The organism is Blautia sp. AF32-4BH (assembly GCF_003460565.1).
Classification (GTDB): domain Bacteria; phylum Bacillota; class Clostridia; order Lachnospirales; family Lachnospiraceae; genus Fusicatenibacter; species Fusicatenibacter saccharivorans.
The window spans coordinates 1-18962 of sequence record NZ_QTVL01000012.1; the positions used below are offsets into that span (position 1 = coordinate 1).

An 18962-nucleotide genomic window follows, 5' to 3' on the forward strand; every position below is an offset into this window, starting at 1 on the left:
TATTCAGAACTTTCGAGGATGTGTTTCACTGTTTAATTATCAAGGATCTTTGCTGTTCCGACTCAGATCAGCTCGTTTATTTTATCACAGAACTTTTCGTTTGTCAAGAACTTTTTTAATTTATTTTTCGAAGCTCTTTCGAACTTTTTTGCTGTTCTCTCGATCAGCAATTCGTTTATTTTATCAAACTCATTTGCTTTTGTCAAGAACTTTTTTCAAGTTTTTTTGAAGCAGTTTTTGTAACCCGCGGCAGCCACCCGGCTCCGAACTAGGTTTTTCTGTTTCAAAGAAACTCATTCGCATCAGCTCTCGCTGACAGCTTAGTTATAATAACACCGCCCAAAGCAAAAGTCAACACCTTTTTTCGAATTTTCTTATTTTTAGAAAAATACATGCAATTCTGTATTTAAAATATATTATCTGATTTTTTAAGTTGCAGTAAAACAGCCACAAACAATCTCGCTCACTCTCTGTTTGTGGCTGTTTTTTTCAATATATAAATGTCAAGCGGATATTCGCAATGGAACCAGAGGACTTACTTGATTCGGTTAAATCACTTTTGTTGTCCACTCCGAGCAGTCCCATACACTCGTTGCCAGACCGTCGTAGAATTCCGGTTCGTGGCAGACCATAAGAATGGTTCCTTTATATTCCTTCAACGCATTTTTTAACTCATCTTTTGCGTCTACATCGAGGTGGTTGGTCGGCTCATCGAGGACAAGAAGATTGGTTTCGAGATTAATCAGTTTGCAGAGGCGAACTTTTGCCTGTTCTCCTCCTGAGAGCACACGCACCAGGCTTTCAATGTGCTGTGTGGTAAGACCGCATTTGGCAAGCGCTGCGCGGACTTCATACTGGGTATAGGATGGAAATTCTTCCCAGATTTCCTGGATACAGCTGTTGGTGTTTCCTTTTGGCATTTCCTGCTCGAAATATCCGATTTCCAGATAATCTCCAAGCTCCACGTCTCCGCCAAGGGATGGGATCAAACCGAGGATGCTCTTTAAGAGTGTTGTTTTTCCGATTCCGTTGGCACCGGTGAGCACGATTTTTTCGCCACGCTCGATCGCAAAGGTCAGCGGTCTGGAGAGCGGTTCTTCATAGCCGATCACAAGTTCTTTTGCAGTCACAACGAAACGGCCCGAAGTGCGCGCAGTGCGAAAATGAAATTCCGGCTTTGGTTTTTCTTTCGCAAGCTCGATCACATCCATCTTATCCAGCTTCTTCTGCCGTGACATAGCCATATTTCTGGTTGCCACACGGGCTTTGTTTCGTGCCACGAAATCCTTCAGCTCACTGATCTCCTGCTGCTGGCGGTTATAGGCAGCTTCCTTCTGCGCTTTTTTGACTGCATAAACCTCCTGGAAGTGGTCGTAATCACCAACATAACGATTCAGCTCTTTATTTTCCATATGATAGATCAGATTGACAACACTGTTCAGGAATGGAATATCGTGAGAGATCAGAATGAAGGCATTTTCATACTCTTCAAGGTATCGTTTCAGCCAGGTGATATGTTCCACATCCAGGTAGTTGGTCGGCTCATCCAAAAGAAGGATGTCCGGTTTTTCCAAAAGTAATTTTGCCAGAAGTACTTTCGTTCTCTGTCCGCCGGAAAGTTCGGTGACATCGCGTTCGAGACCGATCTCTTCAAGGCCAAGCGCGCGGCCAATCTCTTCTATTCTGGAATCCAAAATATAGAAGTCATGTGCATCCATCATTTCCTGGATCACACCAAGTTCCTCCATCATCTGATTCAGCTCGTCCTCGGAGGCATCGCCCATGGAATCGCAGATCGTGTTCATCCGCTCTTCCATCTCGTACAACCAGGAAAAAGCGCTTTTTAACACATCACGGATCGTCATACCTTTTTCCAGAACGGTATGCTGGTCCAGATAGCCGACACGGACGTTTTTTGCCCACTCAACCTTTCCCTCATCCGGCATCAGCTTTCCGGTGATGATGTTCATAAAGGTTGATTTTCCCTCGCCATTTGCGCCTACCAGACCGATGTGTTCCCCCTTTAACAGGCGGAACGATACATCTTCAAAAATCGCACGGTCGCCGAAACCATGAGACAGATGCTCTACATTCAAAATACTCATGCATAAATTCTCCTTCTTCTGTTGTATTGGAATCTTCCGATCTCCTGATCGTTTTCTTTTTCATATGTAACGATTCAGAGCCATGCGAAATGGAAGAAAATTGCGAATCATGCTTGCATGAATGAGCGGTTTTCTTCCTTTTCATATGGCGAGAAGCAACATCGAGATGCAGCGTAAGCGGAATCGAGATGGGGCTCTGAATAGTTACTTTCCTATTATAGTCTGAATCATTATATAGGGAAATTCCCTCTTTTGGCAAGCTTTTTCTATACCGTCCCAGACTTTTATCCCGTATCCGAAAAGTATCCTTTTCCACAACAAAAAAGAAGAGCTCCTTCGGAAAAAGGTTCTCCTCTCAGAATTCTTCTTTTTGTTTTTTTGTTCCAAAACCATAACCATTTCGGAATTTTAAGAGCATTTCTTTTTTTGTCCATACACCCAATCCGCATACATTTCCTTCACGGATGGATAGACATACTCCACAAGATACTGCGAGTTCTGCATTTCTTCGCGTGTAGATTCGCCTGAAAGCACAAGGGCTGCAGAAATATCCGCCATGTTTGCGCACGCAATGTCCGTATAGAGACGGTCTCCCACAAGAACAGCCTCATCGCGGGTTCTGCCTGTCATATCAAGTGCCATCTCAACCATCCGTGTACCTGGTTTTCCGATATAAGTCGGCATACGATGGATCGCATGACCGATCATCTCGCAGATGGAACCGCAATCCGGCACGTAGCCGAATTCAATCGGACAAACATAGTCCGGGTTCGTTGCAGCGTAATCGAGCTCCGGGCGCTCTGTCAACAGCCGACAGATATCCGTCAGTTTTTGATACGTCAGTTCATTGTCATAGCTTGCAAGCACACACGCAATTCCTTCTTTCTCCGGATCGTGGGTGGTACACACACCGAAGCTCTCCAATTCCCGGATCAGAGAGTCCGTTCCCAGCACATAGACGGGACGGGATCCATATTTCTGCTTCAGATAATGCGCTGTTGCAACAGAAGCCGTCAGAAAGTTCGCGCTTGTTGTCGGGATGCCCAGCTTTGCAAATTTTTTCCGGTAATCTGCTACGCTCATCGTCGTATTATTTGTGATAAACACATAATCTCCGCCGTACTCGGACAGTCCGTTTAAAAACCGGTCTGCTCCCGGAATCAGACGGTTCCCCACGCAGATGGTTCCGTCGATATCCAAAAGGAACAGCTTTTTTTCTCCAATCGGTATCACTTCGCGTTGCGGCAGGAAACGGCCACATCCGGATAATTAGTGATGACTGCGTCAACACCGGCCTCCATCAGACGCTCGATCTCCGCCTTATCATTGACCGTCCACACATGCACCGCAAGATCGCTTTCCACATACTGCTGAAGAAAGTCTGCCATCTGCACATGAAAGGTTGCCGGATGAAGAGCTCCTGTTCCGATTTTTTTCGCATAATTCACGACATCATAAATAATATCTGCGTAGAGGATGCCGGTGCTGGCTTTCGGATCCAGTTCCAGAATTTTTGCAATGCTGTAATGGTTAAAGGAAGAATAAATCACGCGATCTTCCATCCCCATCTCTTTTGTCAGCTCGAGTACCTTTTTTTCCAGGTCTTTATACCAGAAAATACCGGTTTTCAGCTCTACATTGATCGTCATTCCCGTTGGTTTTAATGCTTCATATACTTCGCGAAGCGTCGGAATTTTTACATCCTGATACTCCGGATGTGTCTTATTAAAGTTCAGGATCTTTAATTCCGCAAGCGTATAATCTTTGACAAATCCGCTTCCGTCACTGACCCGGTCGATTTCCTCATCGTGGACAACAACCATCTCGCCATCTTTTGTCAGCTGTACATCCAGTTCCACACCGTCTGCTCCCTGCTCTGCTGCAAGAAGAAACGCTTCCAGTGTATTTTCCGGTGCATATGCACTGGCTCCTCTGTGTGCCCATACTTTTGTTTTCATCTCGTATCTGTCCTCCATTTTCCGTTCCCATTTCCAAATCTGCACTCTTTTCTATCTTTTGTCCCGACTGCAGCTTTTTTCCTTTTATCGTAAGCCTGAAAACAAGTGAAAAAAGCGGTGCTGATTTTTTTACATCTTCTGCGGGATTGCTATAGATTCGGAAGCGCGCCGGATTTTTGTCTCCGACGCATTTCCAGTCATATCTGAAAAATCATTTCCGTAACTCGGATCTTCCCCTTCATAGAAACCGTTCAAACACGCTTTGGGAACTCGTTTTTCTTCACTATAGGACGAAATCTTATTTTTGTAAAGCCTGTCTCTTATTCATTTACCAGATTATAGTCCTCGATGGAGCTGTTGATCTGGGAAGCCATTGATTCTACTGCTTTCTCCGGAGTCTCGTTTCCGTTGATCATATTCTCGATTTCTGTTTCCACAATCTGTCTTGCCTCCGGGAATACAGAGAGAAGTGCGCCGGCGTACTGCGGCTTGGAATCGTGCAGCTGGTCGATTGCGGTCTGGAACTGCGGATACTGTGCTACATTATCTTTAAAGGTCTGCTCCTCATCAGCAGCTGTTGTTACCGGGAAGTAACCCGTCTCGGCATTCCAGTATGCCTGAGATTCCGGGGAAATCAGGAATTTAATAAATTTCCAGGTAGCTGCTGCTTTCATATCATCGTTGTTGTTCAATGCCCAGAGAGAGGCTCCTCCGATGGAAACACCGCCCTCATCGCCGTCCTTGATTGTCGGGAAATATGCGGTTCCAACTTCGAAGCTTCCATTGACATCCTGTAAAATCTGCTTCAGAGATGCGGTAGAGCCAAGGGTGATCGCTGCTTTTCCGGAAGTAAAGTCTGTCGTTGCGGTATCACTTCCGGCACGGCCTACGTTTGGTGCAACGTCGGCATCGTTCAGGGCTTTCCACTCATTTAAGATGTTGAGCGCTCCGCCGTTGGAATCAAATTCAACTGCAGTAGCAGCGGCATCACGGCCATTTCCATTATCCGCATAGGAAAGTCCCTGTTTACAGAGCCACTGTTCGAAATACCATCCATAGATGGAGAGTGCCAGCGGTTCACCGGCTCCGCCCTTTGTTTTCAGATCATCACCGATAGCAAGAATTCCTTCCAGGCTTGTCGTAACCTCAGTGATCCCTGCTTTTTCAAACATATCTTTGTTGTAATACAGAATCGGTGTGGACGAATTGAATGGCATCGAGTACAGCTCATTGTTTACCGTATAATAAGCAGCGATATTCGGCTCGATCTGGGAAATGTCATAGCCATCTGCATTAATCAGCTCCTGCATCGGAATGACCCAGCCGGAATCAATCATAAAGCGTGTTCCGATATCATAAATCTGTACCAGGTCTGCTCCCATATTTCCGATCTGTGCACTTTTCAGTTTGTTAATCGTATCATCATATTCTCCCTGATAAACCGCCTCAACGGTAATGCCATCGGTATTCTCTTCATTGAATTTATTGACAAGATAATCCATTGCCTCGCCATTGACACCGCCCATGGAATGCCAGAAGGTAATCGTGGTTCCCTTCGTATCCTGGTTTAAATCCGGTGCTTCTGCGCCATCTGCCGTACTTCCTGCCTCTGTGCTGGCTGTGGTTTCATCTGTTGTCGCACTCTGTGCCTCACTCGTTGTTTTTCCGCCTCCGCATCCGGTAAGCGCCATAGCTGCCATAGAAGCCGCAAGAATCGATGCAATCACTTTTTTCTTCATTTTTTTCTCCTCGTTTTTCATACAGTTTTCTATTCTTTTTTCTGTCACAGGAATCAGCCCTTGACTGCTCCTGAAAACATTCCTTTGATTAAGGCCTTCTGGCCTACGATAAAGATGGAAATGGATGGAATGATAATCATTACCACGCCCGCCAGCATCAGGGTAATCGACTGTGCATCGACGCTGTTCAGCATACTGATACCAATCTGTACGGTACGCTTGCTGTCCGAACCTGTAACCAGCAGCGGCCACATGTACATATTCCATGCATTGATAAAGGTGTAAACCGCCATTGCTCCCATTGCTGACTTTGTCAGCGGCATCAGGATTTTTACGATAAACCGCAGATTCCCGCAGCCGTCCAGCTTCGCCGATTCATAAAGAGAAACCGGAAAAGTCATGTAGAACTGGCGGAACAGGAAAATTCCCATTGCAGAGGTAAGAGAAGGCAGAATCAGAACAATATAGGTATCGAGCAGTCCGAGACTTCCTACCGTCAGATAATTGGAAATAATGGTTGCCTCACCCGGCACCATCATGGTCGCCATGACCAGCATAAACAGAATATTTTTCCCTTTGAAATCCAGGAAAGAGAAGGCAAATGCCGCAAGAGAACACGTTACAATCTGACCCAGCGTAATGCTGCCCGCAACCAAAAATGAGTTCAGGACAAAGCGTACCAGCGGAATTTTATGAAATGCTTCCACGAAATTTTCCAGCGTCGGATGTTTTGGCACGATGTTCATTGCCATTGTGTAAAGCTCGCCGGACGGCATAAACGCTACACTGATGGTATAAAGCAGCGGAAACAGCATAAACAGACAAACGATCAGGTTCATGGTAACCAACGCTGTTTTCTGAAGCATTTTCTTTCTTTTTGCTTTTGCATTCATTGCCAGATGCAGTGCCTGCAGCTCCTCTGCAGAATAAGTTTTTGGTCCGGCAATCGTAGTTGCTATTGTAGACATCAGTATTTTACTCCTCTCTTTTCCATGCGGAACATAACCAGGGTAAGCGCCATGACAATCAGAAACAAAACAACGGACTGTGCGGCTGCGCTTCCAAACCGGTAATTAAAAAACGCATCACGGTATATCGAATATACAATCAGGTTCGTGGATTCTCCCGGTCCTCCCTGTGTCAGGATTTTCACCTGTCCGAATGACTGGAATGCCTGAATAATGTTAACAACCAGTGTGTAGAACATGATCGGAGAAAGCCCCGGCAGTGTCAGCTTAAAAAATTTCTGTACTGCATTCGCTCCATCTACAGAAGCACGCTCATAAATCGAATCATCAATGTTTCCAAGTCCCGCCGAAAAATACAGGAAATTGATGCCACTGTTCAGCCATGCCGTAAGGACAGCCACACAGATCAGCGCATATTTCGGATCACTGACCCAGTTAATGCTCACATGCAGCAATTTGTTTACGATACCGATCGTGGGATTTAAAATAATCTTGAAAATCATGGCGCCTGAGCTCGATGCTACTGCCATTGGGAGTGCATAGGAAGTACTGAATACCCGGATTCCCGGGAAAGCCTTGCTGCAAAGAACTGCTCCCAGAAGGCCAAGCGCCATACTTCCGACTACAACAATCGCCACAAATTCCAGTGTAACCCAGAGACCGTTGTAAAAGGATGGATTCGATAATAAGCTTTTATAGTTGTCCAGTCCCACATACAATTTCGCTTCTCCAAGCTTGTTTGTCTTATACAGGCTCAGATAAATGGTTTTAAAAAACGGATAAAACAGAAAGATGCTAAAGATCACCATACTCGGGATTAGATACATATAAACTTCTGCTTTTTTACACTTTTCGATTACTTTTTTCACTTCTTGCTCCTTCTTATGCTGTTGCACGTTCTTCTTTTTCAACCGGCAGAGATAAAATATTTTCTTCTGTAAACGGATCAAAGATCTGTGCTTTCTCCATATCTGCATACAATGTAATGCTTTCCTTTACAGTAACCGGCACCTCGGAAGGCACTCTTGCTGTAATCAGATTTTTTCCGGTATTCATATGCAGATACGCTTCTGCACCGATCATCTCCCGCAGGTCAACAAATGCCTTCAACTGATTCTCTTCGTAACAGATCCGATGTGCGGAAGCGGTTGTTTCGTCCTGTAAATCCTCCGGTCTCAGACCTAAGATCACCATTTTTCCGAGATAAGCGCGACGAAGCACCATTTCGTTCTCTCCTTTTGCACGAAGGGTAACTCCTCCGTCTGCCTCCAGATAAACCGCTCCGTTTCTTTCCGTCACCATCGTTTCCATAAAATTCATACTCGGAGCTCCGATAAAACCGGCCACAAATTTGTTTGCCGGATGGCGGTAAATCTGCCCCGGTGTATCCGCCTGCTGCACAACACCGTCTTTCATAACAATAATTTTTGTACCAAGCGTCATCGCCTCCGTCTGGTCATGTGTAACATAAATCACCGTCGTTTTCAGTTCCTTATGTAATTTTGCCAGCTCCACCCGCATCTGTGCCCGCAGCTTCGCATCCAGATTCGAAAGCGGCTCATCCATTAAAAATGCTTTCGGCCGTCTCATAATTGCGCTTCCAATCGCAACTCTTTGTTTCTGACCGCCGGAAAGGGCTGCCGGTCTCCGGTCAAGTAAATGCTCAATTCCAAGCATTTTAGCTGCCTCATGTACCTTTTTATCAACTTCATCCTTGGGCTGTTTCCGGATTTTCAGAGAAAACGCCATGTTTTCATATACCGTCATATTCGGATAAAGCGCGTAGTTCTGAAATACCATCGAAAGATCGCGATCCTTTGCTTCTACATAATTACAAAGCTGTCCATCAATCCAAAGCTCCCCGCTCGTAATCTCCTCAAGACCGGCAATCATCCGAAGCGTCGTCGATTTTCCGCAGCCGGAAGGTCCAACAAAAATCACAAACTCCCGATCCGGTATTTCAAGCGAAAAATCCTGAACCGCATAATGTTCCTTATCATAAGATTTACAGACATTCTTCAACACAATATTTGACATTCGTTTTTCTTCCTCCTCGTCTTGTCGAGATTCATTATACCTTTCCTTCCGTAAAGCCCACTACCACCGCTTTGTAAAATACCCGTTAATAAAATAACCGGCTACTTTACAAAAAATGTCCACATTTTCCCTTATCTCCATCCCCTTCTTTTCCAGCCACTCTTCCAGATCACTCTTTGTAAAATCCCCGAAAATCACCCGCAAAACCAATTTTCAAAACAAATTCTGAATAGCCATTCCTTTTCCCAATATCCAACAGATTATTTTTGACACAAAAAAACGCCGCAACTCTCAAAGCTGCAGCTCTTTCTCATCACAACATACCATATTCTTCTTTCATGTCAACGCAGTGGGCGCTCCCGCTCCCACATCCGTGTCCGTCCTTCACACAGCCCCGTAACGCACACAAGGGTGATGCGCGGTTTCGGGAGCGTGTAATTCTTAGGTTCTGGCATTTTGCGTTATGCGCCAAAAATCAACTGTCTGAGCGACAGCGAGTTTTGATTTTTGGCGCATGGTTTTAGCAAAATGACAGAGCCTTAGAATTACTAGCTCCCGAAACCGCGCATCACCCTTGTGTGCGTTACGGGGCGTCCGTCCAAACCTATTCCACCGGTTCCGCCGGCACAAACACCCTGCTGTTTTCCTGTTCTTTCGGTTTTTCCGCTCTTTCCGTTGCCTCCCTGCAGAAATACTCCTGTGAATTCACCAGCATCTTTCCGCGCTTATCCGGCTTTGTATACGTTCCGTCTGCCTGTAAAATACTGGCTTTCACATTATCCTTCATCTGGATATCAAGAATATGCATTACTTCTTTCTTGATCTGCTCATCCTCAACCGGGAACACAATCTCCACCCGTTTTTCCAGATTTCGCGGCATCCAGTCCGCGCTTCCCATAAACACCTCTTCATTTCCACCACTGTAGAAGTAGAAAATCCGCGCATGTTCCAGGAAATTGCCGACAATCGAGCGAACGGTAATATTCTCGCTGACACCCGGGATTCCAACCTTCAGACAACAGATTCCCCGGATAATCAGGTCAATCTTTACTCCGGCTGCCGAAGCACTGTAAAGCGCCGCAATAATATCGCGGTCGCATAACGAGTTCATCTTCGCAATAATATGCGCTTTCTGTCCCTTCTTCGCGTGTTCCTCCTCCATAGCAATCAGATGCAGGAATCTGTCTTTCATCCAGAGTGGCGCAACCACCAGTTTGTTCCAGTGATCCGGCTCCGAATAGCCCGAAAGCATGTTAAATACTGCTGTTGCATCCTCACCGATCTTTGCATTGCATGTCAACAGGCCACAGTCCGTATACAGCTTTGCCGTAGAATCGTTATAGTTTCCCGTGCCAAGATGTACATATCTGCGAATGCCTGTCTCCTCGCGCCGAACCACCAGTGTAATCTTACTGTGTGTTTTCAGTCCCAGAAGACCATAAATCACATGGCATCCCGCCTTTTCCAGCATCTTCGCCCAGACAATATTGTTTTCTTCGTCGAACCGTGCCTTTAATTCCACCAGTACGGAAACCTGTTTGCCATTTTCCGCCGCCTGAGCCAGTGCTGCAATAATCGGAGAATTGCCGCTCACACGGTACAGTGTCTGTTTGATCGCCAGTACATCCGGATCCTTTGCTGCCTGCTGTACAAATTGCACGACCGGATCAAACGTCATATAAGGATGATGCAGTAAGATGTCTCCTTTTCGGATGTTTGTAAAAATGTCATCCTCATTCATCAGCGCCGGAACTGCTGCTGGAATGTATTTTGGAATTTTATACTCATCAAAGCCGTCGAGCCCATACATTTTCATTAAAAACGTCAGATCGAGCGGTCCCGGAATCCGGAACAGATCGTCTTCATCGATGTCAAACTCTTTTTCCAGCATCTTCAGGAGCCGCTTATCCATCTTATCTTCCACTTCCAGACGGATCACTTCTCCCCACTGACGTTTTTTAAGCTGCTTCTGGATCTCTTTTAACAGGTCGGAAGCCTCATCCTCATCGATCGAAAGATCTGCATTTCGCATAACACGGTACGGATGCGCGCAGACCACATCGTAGCTTAAGAACAGCTTTCCAATGTTCCGCTCGATGATCTCCTCCAGAAGAATCACATACCGCTGTCCCGTCTTTTCATCCTGCGGAAGCAGAATAAAACGCGGCAGTACCGAAGGAACCTGAACCGTCGCAAATTCCAGTTCTTTCTCTTTTTCCTTCTCCTTGCCTTTCTTCTCTTTCTTATCCTCCGCACGGCTCAGAAGCGAATCCTCTTTCTTCTGCACCAGTGCACCGATATTCAATGTTTTGTTCCGGATCAACGGGAACGGGCGGGCCGAATCCATGGCCATCGGGGTCAGAACCGGGTAAATGTTTTCCTCAAAATAGGAATCCACATACTCCGCCTGCTCCTTCGTCAGCTTCTCGTGCTCACTGATAATCGTAAGGCCAACGTGCTCCAGAGACGGAACCGCCGAGCGATTGTACGTATTGTACTGCAGCTGCACCAGCTCATGCGTCCGTTTGCTGATTTCGGTAAGCTGCTCCTTCGCATCCATGCCGGACAGATCCTTTTTCGTATAGTTTGCATGCACCTGGTCTTTTAGTGAAGCCACACGAACCATATAAAACTCATCCAGGTTGGAGGAGGTAATGCTGATAAATTTCAGACGTTCAAACAGCGGAATACTCTTATCCCGCGCCTCGTTTAAAACACGCTCGTCGAAGCTGATCCAGCTCAATTCCCGGTTTCGAAAATATTCCGGTTTCTTATATGGTGTTATATCCATCTTGTTCGCCTCCTTACATCTGCCGTTTCATCTTAATAATCGGCTGTATGCTGAATACCTCATTGAAAAAATCTAATTTATCCTGGCACAGTCCCTGCTCCAGTGTGAAATCACGGTCAACCGTCAGAGACAGATGCAGTTCTCTCTCCTTTAAGGCAGCGCGGATCGACTGGATTTTCTGCAGGTGACTCCGATCTAGTGCATTCGCCAGACGGACGATTGCTGTCAGCTCCGATACGGTCAGATACTGTTCTGCACTAAGCGACGATTCCATCACCAGCTCATCGTAGGATGGAAGCACTGCCGTATTGTATTTTGCAATCAGTGCGACCATCTCCCGTTCAATATGGGACAGTCCGATGATTTCGTTTGACATGATAATATTATAGGAAGAATCCGCTACATTATTAAGGCTGATGTATTTTCCGACATCGTGCAGCATCACCGCCATCCGAAGCAGCAGCCGCTCGCGTTCTTTCATGCCGTGCATCTTTTTCGTCGCATCAAACATGGCAAGGGCCGTCATCTCCAGGTTCTGGACGTGCGGGCGATTCACCGCGTACCGTTTTCCGATATTTTTTGCCGCCATCAGAATATCATTTTCGAAATTATGACCGCCTTTCAGCAGTTTCATCTGCTCCGCATACTCGTATGCAATACCACGTGTCATATGCACGCCCGGAATCCAGATATGCTCCGCACCCATCATATCAATCAGACATTTATAAATCACAGCAGACGGGTACATCAGTGAAGCGTTTTCCAGCGGAATACCAAGTTTTACAGCAAGCTCCATCGGTGACTGACGGATAATTTTCTCATACCAGGTATTAAAGTTTTCACGGGAAATGATTTTTGTCGTTTTTTCTTCGATATTCTGATAAACACTGTCGGTGAAAACATCGCCGATCAGCATAATGTTTTCGATTTTACGGTCTTTCAGATACATCTTTTTAAAGCTCGATACTTCATTCCAAATCAGCTCTTCGACCATCTCTTCGTAATGTTCCGTCTCACTCTGAATTCCGGCAAGACGCTCGCGGATGCGAAGACTTCCCATGCGGATGTTCTGTGTTGTGACAAGTGCATCCTTGTCGAACAGGGAAATCTGAAAACTGCCACCGTCAAGATCGAGAATCGCAGTTCCCTTTTCAATGATCTTGTTAAAATTGTCCTCCATCGCCGCGAGCGCTTTATAGCTAAGAAAACGCTGCTCCGAGTTGGAGAGAACAGTGACAGAAAAACCGGTCAGCTGATGAATTTTTCCAAGGACATAGAGACTGTTCGACGCCTCACTGATCGCACTGGATGCCGTTGCACGGTAATCGTCCACGCGATAGCCTTCCATAATCCGCACAAAATCTGCGAGTACACGGCACAGCTCTTCTTCCATTTCAGGGCGAATTTTTCCCAACGTGTACGTATCTTTTCCAAGCTCCATCCGATGACAGATCTTATCCACGCTTCGGATTCCCTGTTTTTTGGAGATCTCGAAAATCTCCAGAATGACGTCGTAGCTGCCGATATCAATGGCAGCAAATGTGGAATACTGCATATATGCTTTTCCTCCTTCTTTTTCAAAGGATATCCCAAAAAGCCCGCTCCCAATACCAAGCGGACTTTTTGACCTTTTTCTTTTTACTGTTTTCCGAGCAGATAATCGATAAACTGCTGTGCGGTACGGCCGGACAGACCGCCGTGGGACAGTTCCCATTTGTTCGCTTCTGCCAAAAGCTCTTCCTCACGCAGCGTCACGCCGTATCGTTCGGCCAGTGTGGAAACAATCTTCTGGAATTCTTTCTTATCCGGTGCACCAAAATAGATGCTGACGCCGAAACGGTATACCAGGGATAGTTTCTCCTGTACGGTGTCGGAAGTATGCATATCCTGTCTTGTTCCTTCTTTATCACTGTAATCCTCTTTAATCAGATGGCGACGATTGGAGGTTGCATAAATAAGAATATTGTCCGGACGTTTTTCCAGGCCTCCCTCAATGACAGCTTTCAGGTATTTGTACTCAATCTCAAACTCTTCAAAGGAAAGGTCATCCATGTAAATAATGAATTTATAATTTCTGTTTTTGATCTGTGCAATCAGCTCATTTAGATCCTGAAACTGATGCTTGTAAACCTCGATCATTCGCAGTCCCTGATCGTAATATTCATTCAGGATACCCTTAATGCTGGAGGATTTTCCGGTTCCGGCATCGCCAAAAAGCAGACAGTTGTTTGCTTTCTTGCCCTCGACAAACGCTTTCGTGTTGTCGATCAGCTTCTGCTTTGGAATTTCGTAGCCGACAAGATCAGAAAGGCGCACATCCGGAATGTTGGTAATCGGGATAATCTCAACGTTCTCTCCTGTATGCGCAATACGAAATGCCTTGTGAAGTCCCAGTTTTCCCACTCCGAAATCTTTGTAAAACTGAACCATATCAGCCATAAATTCATCTGCGGATGCAGCCTTTGCCAGACGGATGGCCAGCTCACAGATACGATCCCGGACTTCTTTGTTGAATAGTTTATTCGGGCTGTCCGTGTTCTCATAGGAACTGATGACAGAGGCATCGCCGGACTCAAAAATCTCATCAAAAACACAGATATCGAAATCGAACAGCTCTTTGAAACGGACAAAATCATGTTTTGCCATCTGGTTGATGCTTCCCTCGACTTTTCCGACAATCTCGCAGGAGGTAGAAAATGCATTTTCTTTGTTGACCAGAAGATATGTCAGATAATCGTGCCAGAGATTTCCGGAGAAGCCGTAGCGGTTTGCCATCTCGACAAGGCGGTTCAGTGCCTCATAAAACTGCGGCTCATATGCGCTCATATTCTCACGGAACCGGCGGTCCTTCAGGGAAATCTGAGCATTGACCAGTTTTTTGTAGGTCTCCACCAGTATCGTCATATCGCGCAGTACCTCCCCCTCTGCGAAATCGCGGTAGAGGATACATTCTTCTATTCTAATCATCTTTTGTCTCTTCCTTCCTGTCATTTTTCATTTTATTTATGCGAAAAGGCCGCTTGGTACGGCCCTCTCTTCTGGATTAATAATTTCCGAAAATCCGGAATTTCGCGGATTCTGCCTGCAATCCGCGCAGTGCGTTTTTGACTGCCGGATCGCTTAAGTTCCCCTCGAAATCCACGAAGAAACGGTACTCCCATTTCCGCTGCGGAATCGGGCGGGACTCGATTTTGGTCATGTTCAGATCGTTGTAAATAAAATGTGCCAGTGCGTTGTAAAGAGAACCGCTCTGATGCGGCAGTTCCATGCATACGCTGATTTTCTGTGCATCTTTTACAAAGCGTTTCTGCCCAGAAATGATAACAAAGCGTGTCGTATTTCCCTGGGCATCAAAAATACCTTCTTTTAAGATCTGCAGTCCGAAATGCTCTGCAGCGTACGGACTTCCGACGGCTGCCATCGTAAGATCACCGCTCTCGGATACTTCTTTTGCAGCGGCGGCTGTATTGAGACGCTCTTCCGTCTTCCAGTTTTCATTGGAATCCAGGAAACGGCGGCACTGCGCCAGCGCCTGCGGATGGGAAATCACGGTGCGGATCTCCTCAGCCTTTGCTCCCGGCAGTGCCATCAGCACATGCTCCACCGGCAATTCCTGCTCACCGACGATGTAGTGCGGATATTCCACCAGAAGATCATAAATATCGGATACAATGCCTGCTGTGGAGTTCTCGATCGGAAGCACGGCATAATCGGCTTCGCCCCTCGTAATCGCCTCCATCGCCTCTTTCCAGGTATCTACGTGAAAGCTTGTAATCGTATCATCGAAAAATTCTTTCATCGCACCGAAACTGTAGGCGCCCTCCACACCCTGGAAAACAACTCTTTTGCCGTGTGTCGGGAGGTGGTCAACCTGCGTGTAATCGGTCATCTCCTCGCCGCCGTTTTCTGTCAGCAGCTGATACTGACGCTTCCGGCTGATCGACATGATCTGCTGGAACAGCTCCTGGATGCCTTTTATATTGAATGCATTTGTTCCCTCGCCTGTCAGCTTTTCCAGCTTCTGGCGCTCACGTTCCGCATCAAAAACGGCTTTTCCTGTCTCTATCTTGTACTGCGCAACCTCCGCCGTCAGCGCCATCCGGTGCTGGAACAGGCGGACGATCTCGTCATCGGTGGCATCGATCTCGTCGCGGATTTTTCCTAAGTCTAGCATATCTGGTCCTCCTGATACTCTGCATTTGTTGCAGATATCAATATTTTACTCCATCTCCGTTTAATTTACAAGAAAAGATCTTCCGAAATTCGGCTTTTGTACAATCTTTTTCCTTTTTGACTGCTATTTCACTTTATTTTTTCACATTTCATATTACTCTGCTTTTCGACCTTTTTCCTGCCATTTTTTATCTTGCATTTATCCTGTTTTTGTGTTAAGGTGGAACACAGAAAAAATAAGTTACTGTTCACTCAGCAGGGAAACACCTGCTGTTTCGCTGCGTAAGAAAGTGATTCAGGCGTGAGCAGCCCTCCTTTTGCGAAGCAAAACTTTAAATGAGGGCTGCGAATGTTACCGTTCGCAGGGAACCTGTGAACGGTAACAAAAATAAGGATCTTCATAGGAGGTAATATATGCGACACTTAATGAGTCCCCTTGATTTCTCGGTCGAAGAACTGGATCAGTTAATGGATCTGGCGAACGATATTGAAAAGAACCCGGAGAAATATGCACATGCCTGCGATGGCAAAAGACTTGCTACTTTATTTTATGAACCAAGCACACGCACCCGTCTCAGCTTTGAGGCTGCCATGATGAATCTTGGCGGTACTGTTCTTGGTTTTTCTTCTGCCAATTCTTCTTCCGCTTCCAAAGGTGAAAGCGTAGCCGACACCATCCGCGTGGTATCCTGCTTTGCAAATATTTGTGCCATGCGTCATCCGAAAGAAGGCGCTCCGCTCGTTGCATCGATGTACTCCCGTATTCCTGTGATCAACGCAGGTGATGGCGGACATCAGCATCCGACGCAGACTCTTACCGATCTTCTCACCATCCGTTCTTTAAAGGGTCGCCTGAACAATCTTACCATCGGCTTCTGCGGTGATCTTAAATTCGGCAGAACGGTTCATTCCCTGATTGAAGCGCTGGTTCGTTATACCGGCATTAAAATTGTATTAATCTCCCCGGAGGAGCTTCGTCTCCCGGATTACATCCGTGATGATGTGCTGCGGGCGAACAATGTTCCATTTGAGGAAGTTATTAAAATGGAAGATGTTCTCCCGAAGCTGGATGTTCTTTATATGACCCGTGTCCAGAAAGAACGTTTCTTCAACGAGGATGATTACATCCGCATGAAGGATTTCTATATTCTGGATCAGTCCAAAATGGATCTTGCTTCTCCGGAAATGCTGGTTCTGCATCCGCTGCCGCGTGTCAATGAGATCTCCGTTGACGTGGATAATGACCCGCGCGCTGCTTACTTTAAACAGGTTCAGTACGGTGTTTATGCACGTATGGCCCTGATTCTGACGCTGCTGAACATCAAAGTCGATTAAGAAAGGAGCATCTTTCGCTATGCTGAACGTAGGACGTATTGAAGAGGGCTTCGTGCTCGACCATATTAAAGCAGGAAAGGCTATGACCATTTACCATGATCTGGGACTGGACAAGCTGGACTGTACCGTAGCCATTATTAAAAATGCCAAAAGTGAAAAAATGGGAAAAAAGGACATTCTGAAAGTTGAGTGTTCGGTTGATAAGATGGATCTTGACATCTTAGGCTTTATCGATCACAATATCACTGTCAATGTCATTAAAGACGGCGAGATTACGGAGAAAAAAGAACTTCATCTGCCGAAACAGGTGGTTGATGTGATTAAATGTAAAAACCCGCGCTGTATCACCTCTATTGAGCAGGGATTAAAACATGTCTTTGTCCTGGCTGACCCGGAAAAAGAGGTTTACCGTTGCAAATACTGTGATGAGAAGTATACAGGAAACAGAAATAAATAAGAGCTGTACGGCAAAGCGCCCGGAACCACGTTCGGTTTCGGGCGCTTTCTTTTATCTTTCCTATGCAGTTTTTGCTTCTTTCGAACCGAGGCACACAATCAGCCAGCCGATGAAGGCCGCAAGAGATGCGCAGATCAGCATCGCGCCAACACCGGCTGCATCGATAAGCCAGCCGCCAAACAGGGAGCTCATTACATTTCCTGCGGTGATGGTCATCGCCATATATGCCTGTCCTTTAATCGAATCCTGCGGCTCCATGATGCCGTCCACGTAATAGACGCAGGCGACGTTGATCAGCGCCCAGCCGAACATCTGGAACGGCTGAACAGCGTAGTATGTCGGAATATTAAAGGCCAGGAAGGTTCCTATGCTTTTCAGGACAAAAAACAGTCCGGAGAGACGGAACCAGAAAACACTGCTCTTCTTTTTCAGCAGATAGCCGAACAGAAACATCGTTGGCAGCTCGGAAACTGCAGAGATGGTCATCGCATTTCCCATCTCACCGCTGCCACCACCTTTTGCCATTGCAATCTGATAATTGAAGCTGTTAATCAGGCTATGTGACATAAAGATCAGAATGCAGCCAAGCAGTACTACCACGAAGGACGGATACCGTTTCAGAAAATCGACCGGACCGGCTGCTCCTGTCTCTTCTTTTTCTGCTTCTGCTTTTTTCCTGTCCTTTTTAAACGGAAAGCGAAATACACAGATGAGGAAAAGAATGGTCAGTGCGATATCCCAGATCGGAATCATGTCTGCTCCAAAGGATGCGGTCAGCCGGCCGAGCAGCCATGATGCAATCGCATATGCAACGGAACCCATGCCGCGCCCGATTCCGTAATCAAGTTCCTCTCCCTGGCGGATCGTCTCCATACCAAGAGAATTAACGAACGGAATCATCAGCATCAGCATCGTAATGCTTGCGCCGTACAGCAGTGTCCTTACCACCATAGAACTGCTTTCTGCCGTTGCAGCAAGGGAAATGATAAGAACAAGCTGAATCAGGTTCGCTCCAAGGAGCATTGTTCGTACGGACGGGCTTTCCGGCCGATCTGCGTAGGATGCCAGCGCAGGCTGCAGAACCGCTGACACGATACAGCCAACTGCCGTCAGAAGGCCGATTTGTGTGTTTGTGAAGCCTTTTTCAAGAAGATAGACGCTGGCATACCCCATCAGTGCCGCGTATCCCATCCAGTAGCAGCCTTGAATCGTGCCGTAGCGCACGGACAGGTGTTTTTTCATGTTTTTGTCCCCCTTTTTCTACAACTTTTCCCTTATCGTAGCGTATTCTACAGAAAATGGCAACTCAAAATCAACAATAAAACTATTTAGATTTTTTTCGAAATGCTTATTGACTTTTCGCTTTCCATGTGATAAAAAGTATTTAGATGAATTTCTA

The 18962-nt window shown here is 46.2% G+C and carries 14 protein-coding genes; 2 read left to right on the top strand and 12 right to left on the bottom strand.

Annotation, left to right across the window (positions count from 1 at the left end; genetic code table 11):
* Window positions 1–548: 548 nt before the first annotated feature.
* From DWZ44_RS13510 to pheA, 11 genes are all read right to left on the bottom strand, one after another.
* Window positions 549–2105, bottom strand: coding sequence for an ABC-F family ATP-binding cassette domain-containing protein (locus tag DWZ44_RS13510; RefSeq protein ID WP_117510290.1), 1557 nt, complete (start codon window positions 2103–2105; stop codon window positions 549–551).
* A 408-nt stretch (window positions 2106–2513) separates the two neighbouring features.
* Window positions 2514–3338: an HAD-IIA family hydrolase gene (locus DWZ44_RS13515; RefSeq protein ID WP_243002091.1), complete on the bottom strand. Its 825-nt coding sequence runs from the start codon at window positions 3336–3338 to the stop codon at window positions 2514–2516.
* Window positions 3335–4063, bottom strand: coding sequence for a glycerophosphodiester phosphodiesterase (locus tag DWZ44_RS13520; protein ID WP_117805100.1), 729 nt, complete (start codon window positions 4061–4063; stop codon window positions 3335–3337). Before DWZ44_RS13520 ends, DWZ44_RS13515 begins: the two co-directional genes overlap by 4 nt.
* A gap of 320 nt (window positions 4064–4383) precedes the next feature.
* On the bottom strand, window positions 4384–5802 hold the full coding sequence (locus DWZ44_RS13525; protein ID WP_117761796.1) for an ABC transporter substrate-binding protein: 1419 nt from the start codon (window positions 5800–5802) through the stop codon (window positions 4384–4386).
* Window positions 5803–5855: 53 nt separating this feature from the next.
* Entirely contained in the window at window positions 5856–6668 is an 813-nt protein-coding gene (locus DWZ44_RS13530; RefSeq protein WP_416388118.1) for a carbohydrate ABC transporter permease, read from the bottom strand.
* Between the two features lie 101 nt (window positions 6669–6769).
* Entirely contained in the window at window positions 6770–7597 is an 828-nt protein-coding gene (locus DWZ44_RS13535; protein ID WP_117802586.1) for a carbohydrate ABC transporter permease, read from the bottom strand.
* Window positions 7598–7652: 55 nt separating this feature from the next.
* Entirely contained in the window at window positions 7653–8807 is a 1155-nt protein-coding gene (locus tag DWZ44_RS13540; RefSeq protein WP_117805076.1) for an ABC transporter ATP-binding protein, read from the bottom strand.
* A 604-nt stretch (window positions 8808–9411) separates the two neighbouring features.
* The gene (locus tag DWZ44_RS13545) at window positions 9412–11598 is read right to left on the bottom strand and encodes an RNA degradosome polyphosphate kinase (RefSeq protein ID WP_022462391.1); all 2187 of its coding nucleotides are present in this window, start codon (window positions 11596–11598) and stop codon (window positions 9412–9414) included.
* Between the two features lie 13 nt (window positions 11599–11611).
* Window positions 11612–13153: a Ppx/GppA phosphatase family protein gene (locus tag DWZ44_RS13550; RefSeq protein WP_022462390.1), complete on the bottom strand. Its 1542-nt coding sequence runs from the start codon at window positions 13151–13153 to the stop codon at window positions 11612–11614.
* Window positions 13154–13236: 83 nt separating this feature from the next.
* On the bottom strand, window positions 13237–14565 hold the full coding sequence (locus DWZ44_RS13555) for an ATP-binding protein (RefSeq protein WP_055222098.1): 1329 nt from the start codon (window positions 14563–14565) through the stop codon (window positions 13237–13239).
* A gap of 76 nt (window positions 14566–14641) precedes the next feature.
* The gene (gene pheA / locus DWZ44_RS13560) at window positions 14642–15772 is read right to left on the bottom strand and encodes a prephenate dehydratase (RefSeq protein WP_055222099.1); all 1131 of its coding nucleotides are present in this window, start codon (window positions 15770–15772) and stop codon (window positions 14642–14644) included.
* A 413-nt stretch (window positions 15773–16185) separates the two neighbouring features.
* On the opposite strand from pheA, the gene pyrB reads away from it, so the two are divergent.
* The gene (gene pyrB / locus DWZ44_RS13565) at window positions 16186–17106 is read left to right on the top strand and encodes an aspartate carbamoyltransferase (protein WP_022462762.1); all 921 of its coding nucleotides are present in this window, start codon (window positions 16186–16188) and stop codon (window positions 17104–17106) included.
* Window positions 17107–17125: 19 nt separating this feature from the next.
* A complete protein-coding gene (locus DWZ44_RS13570; RefSeq protein ID WP_117805077.1) occupies window positions 17126–17563 on the top strand; it encodes an aspartate carbamoyltransferase regulatory subunit in 438 nt (145 codons plus the stop codon).
* Window positions 17564–17623: 60 nt separating this feature from the next.
* On the opposite strand, the gene DWZ44_RS13575 is transcribed toward DWZ44_RS13570, so the two are convergent.
* On the bottom strand, window positions 17624–18805 hold the full coding sequence (locus DWZ44_RS13575; protein ID WP_117761765.1) for an MFS transporter: 1182 nt from the start codon (window positions 18803–18805) through the stop codon (window positions 17624–17626).
* Between the last annotated feature and the right edge of the window lie 157 nt (window positions 18806–18962).

Coding starts and splice junctions, on each gene's coding strand:
- DWZ44_RS13510 (WP_117510290.1), bottom strand. CDS start 2,105: ATGAGTATTTTGAATGTAGAGCATCTGTCTCATGGTTTCGGCGACCGT.
- DWZ44_RS13520 (WP_117805100.1), bottom strand. CDS start 4,063: ATGAAAACAAAAGTATGGGCACACAGAGGAGCCAGTGCATATGCACCG.
- DWZ44_RS13525 (WP_117761796.1), bottom strand. CDS start 5,802: ATGAAGAAAAAAGTGATTGCATCGATTCTTGCGGCTTCTATGGCAGCT.
- DWZ44_RS13530 (WP_416388118.1), bottom strand. CDS start 6,668: ATGCTTCAGAAAACAGCGTTGGTTACCATGAACCTGATCGTTTGTCTG.
- DWZ44_RS13535 (WP_117802586.1), bottom strand. CDS start 7,597: ATGTATCTAATCCCGAGTATGGTGATCTTTAGCATCTTTCTGTTTTAT.
- DWZ44_RS13540 (WP_117805076.1), bottom strand. CDS start 8,807: ATGTCAAATATTGTGTTGAAGAATGTCTGTAAATCTTATGATAAGGAA.
- DWZ44_RS13545 (WP_022462391.1), bottom strand. CDS start 11,598: ATGGATATAACACCATATAAGAAACCGGAATATTTTCGAAACCGGGAA.
- DWZ44_RS13550 (WP_022462390.1), bottom strand. CDS start 13,153: ATGCAGTATTCCACATTTGCTGCCATTGATATCGGCAGCTACGACGTC.
- DWZ44_RS13555 (WP_055222098.1), bottom strand. CDS start 14,565: ATGATTAGAATAGAAGAATGTATCCTCTACCGCGATTTCGCAGAGGGG.
- pheA (WP_055222099.1), bottom strand. CDS start 15,772: ATGCTAGACTTAGGAAAAATCCGCGACGAGATCGATGCCACCGATGAC.
- pyrB (WP_022462762.1), top strand. CDS start 16,186: ATGCGACACTTAATGAGTCCCCTTGATTTCTCGGTCGAAGAACTGGAT.
- DWZ44_RS13570 (WP_117805077.1), top strand. CDS start 17,126: ATGCTGAACGTAGGACGTATTGAAGAGGGCTTCGTGCTCGACCATATT.
- DWZ44_RS13575 (WP_117761765.1), bottom strand. CDS start 18,805: ATGAAAAAACACCTGTCCGTGCGCTACGGCACGATTCAAGGCTGCTAC.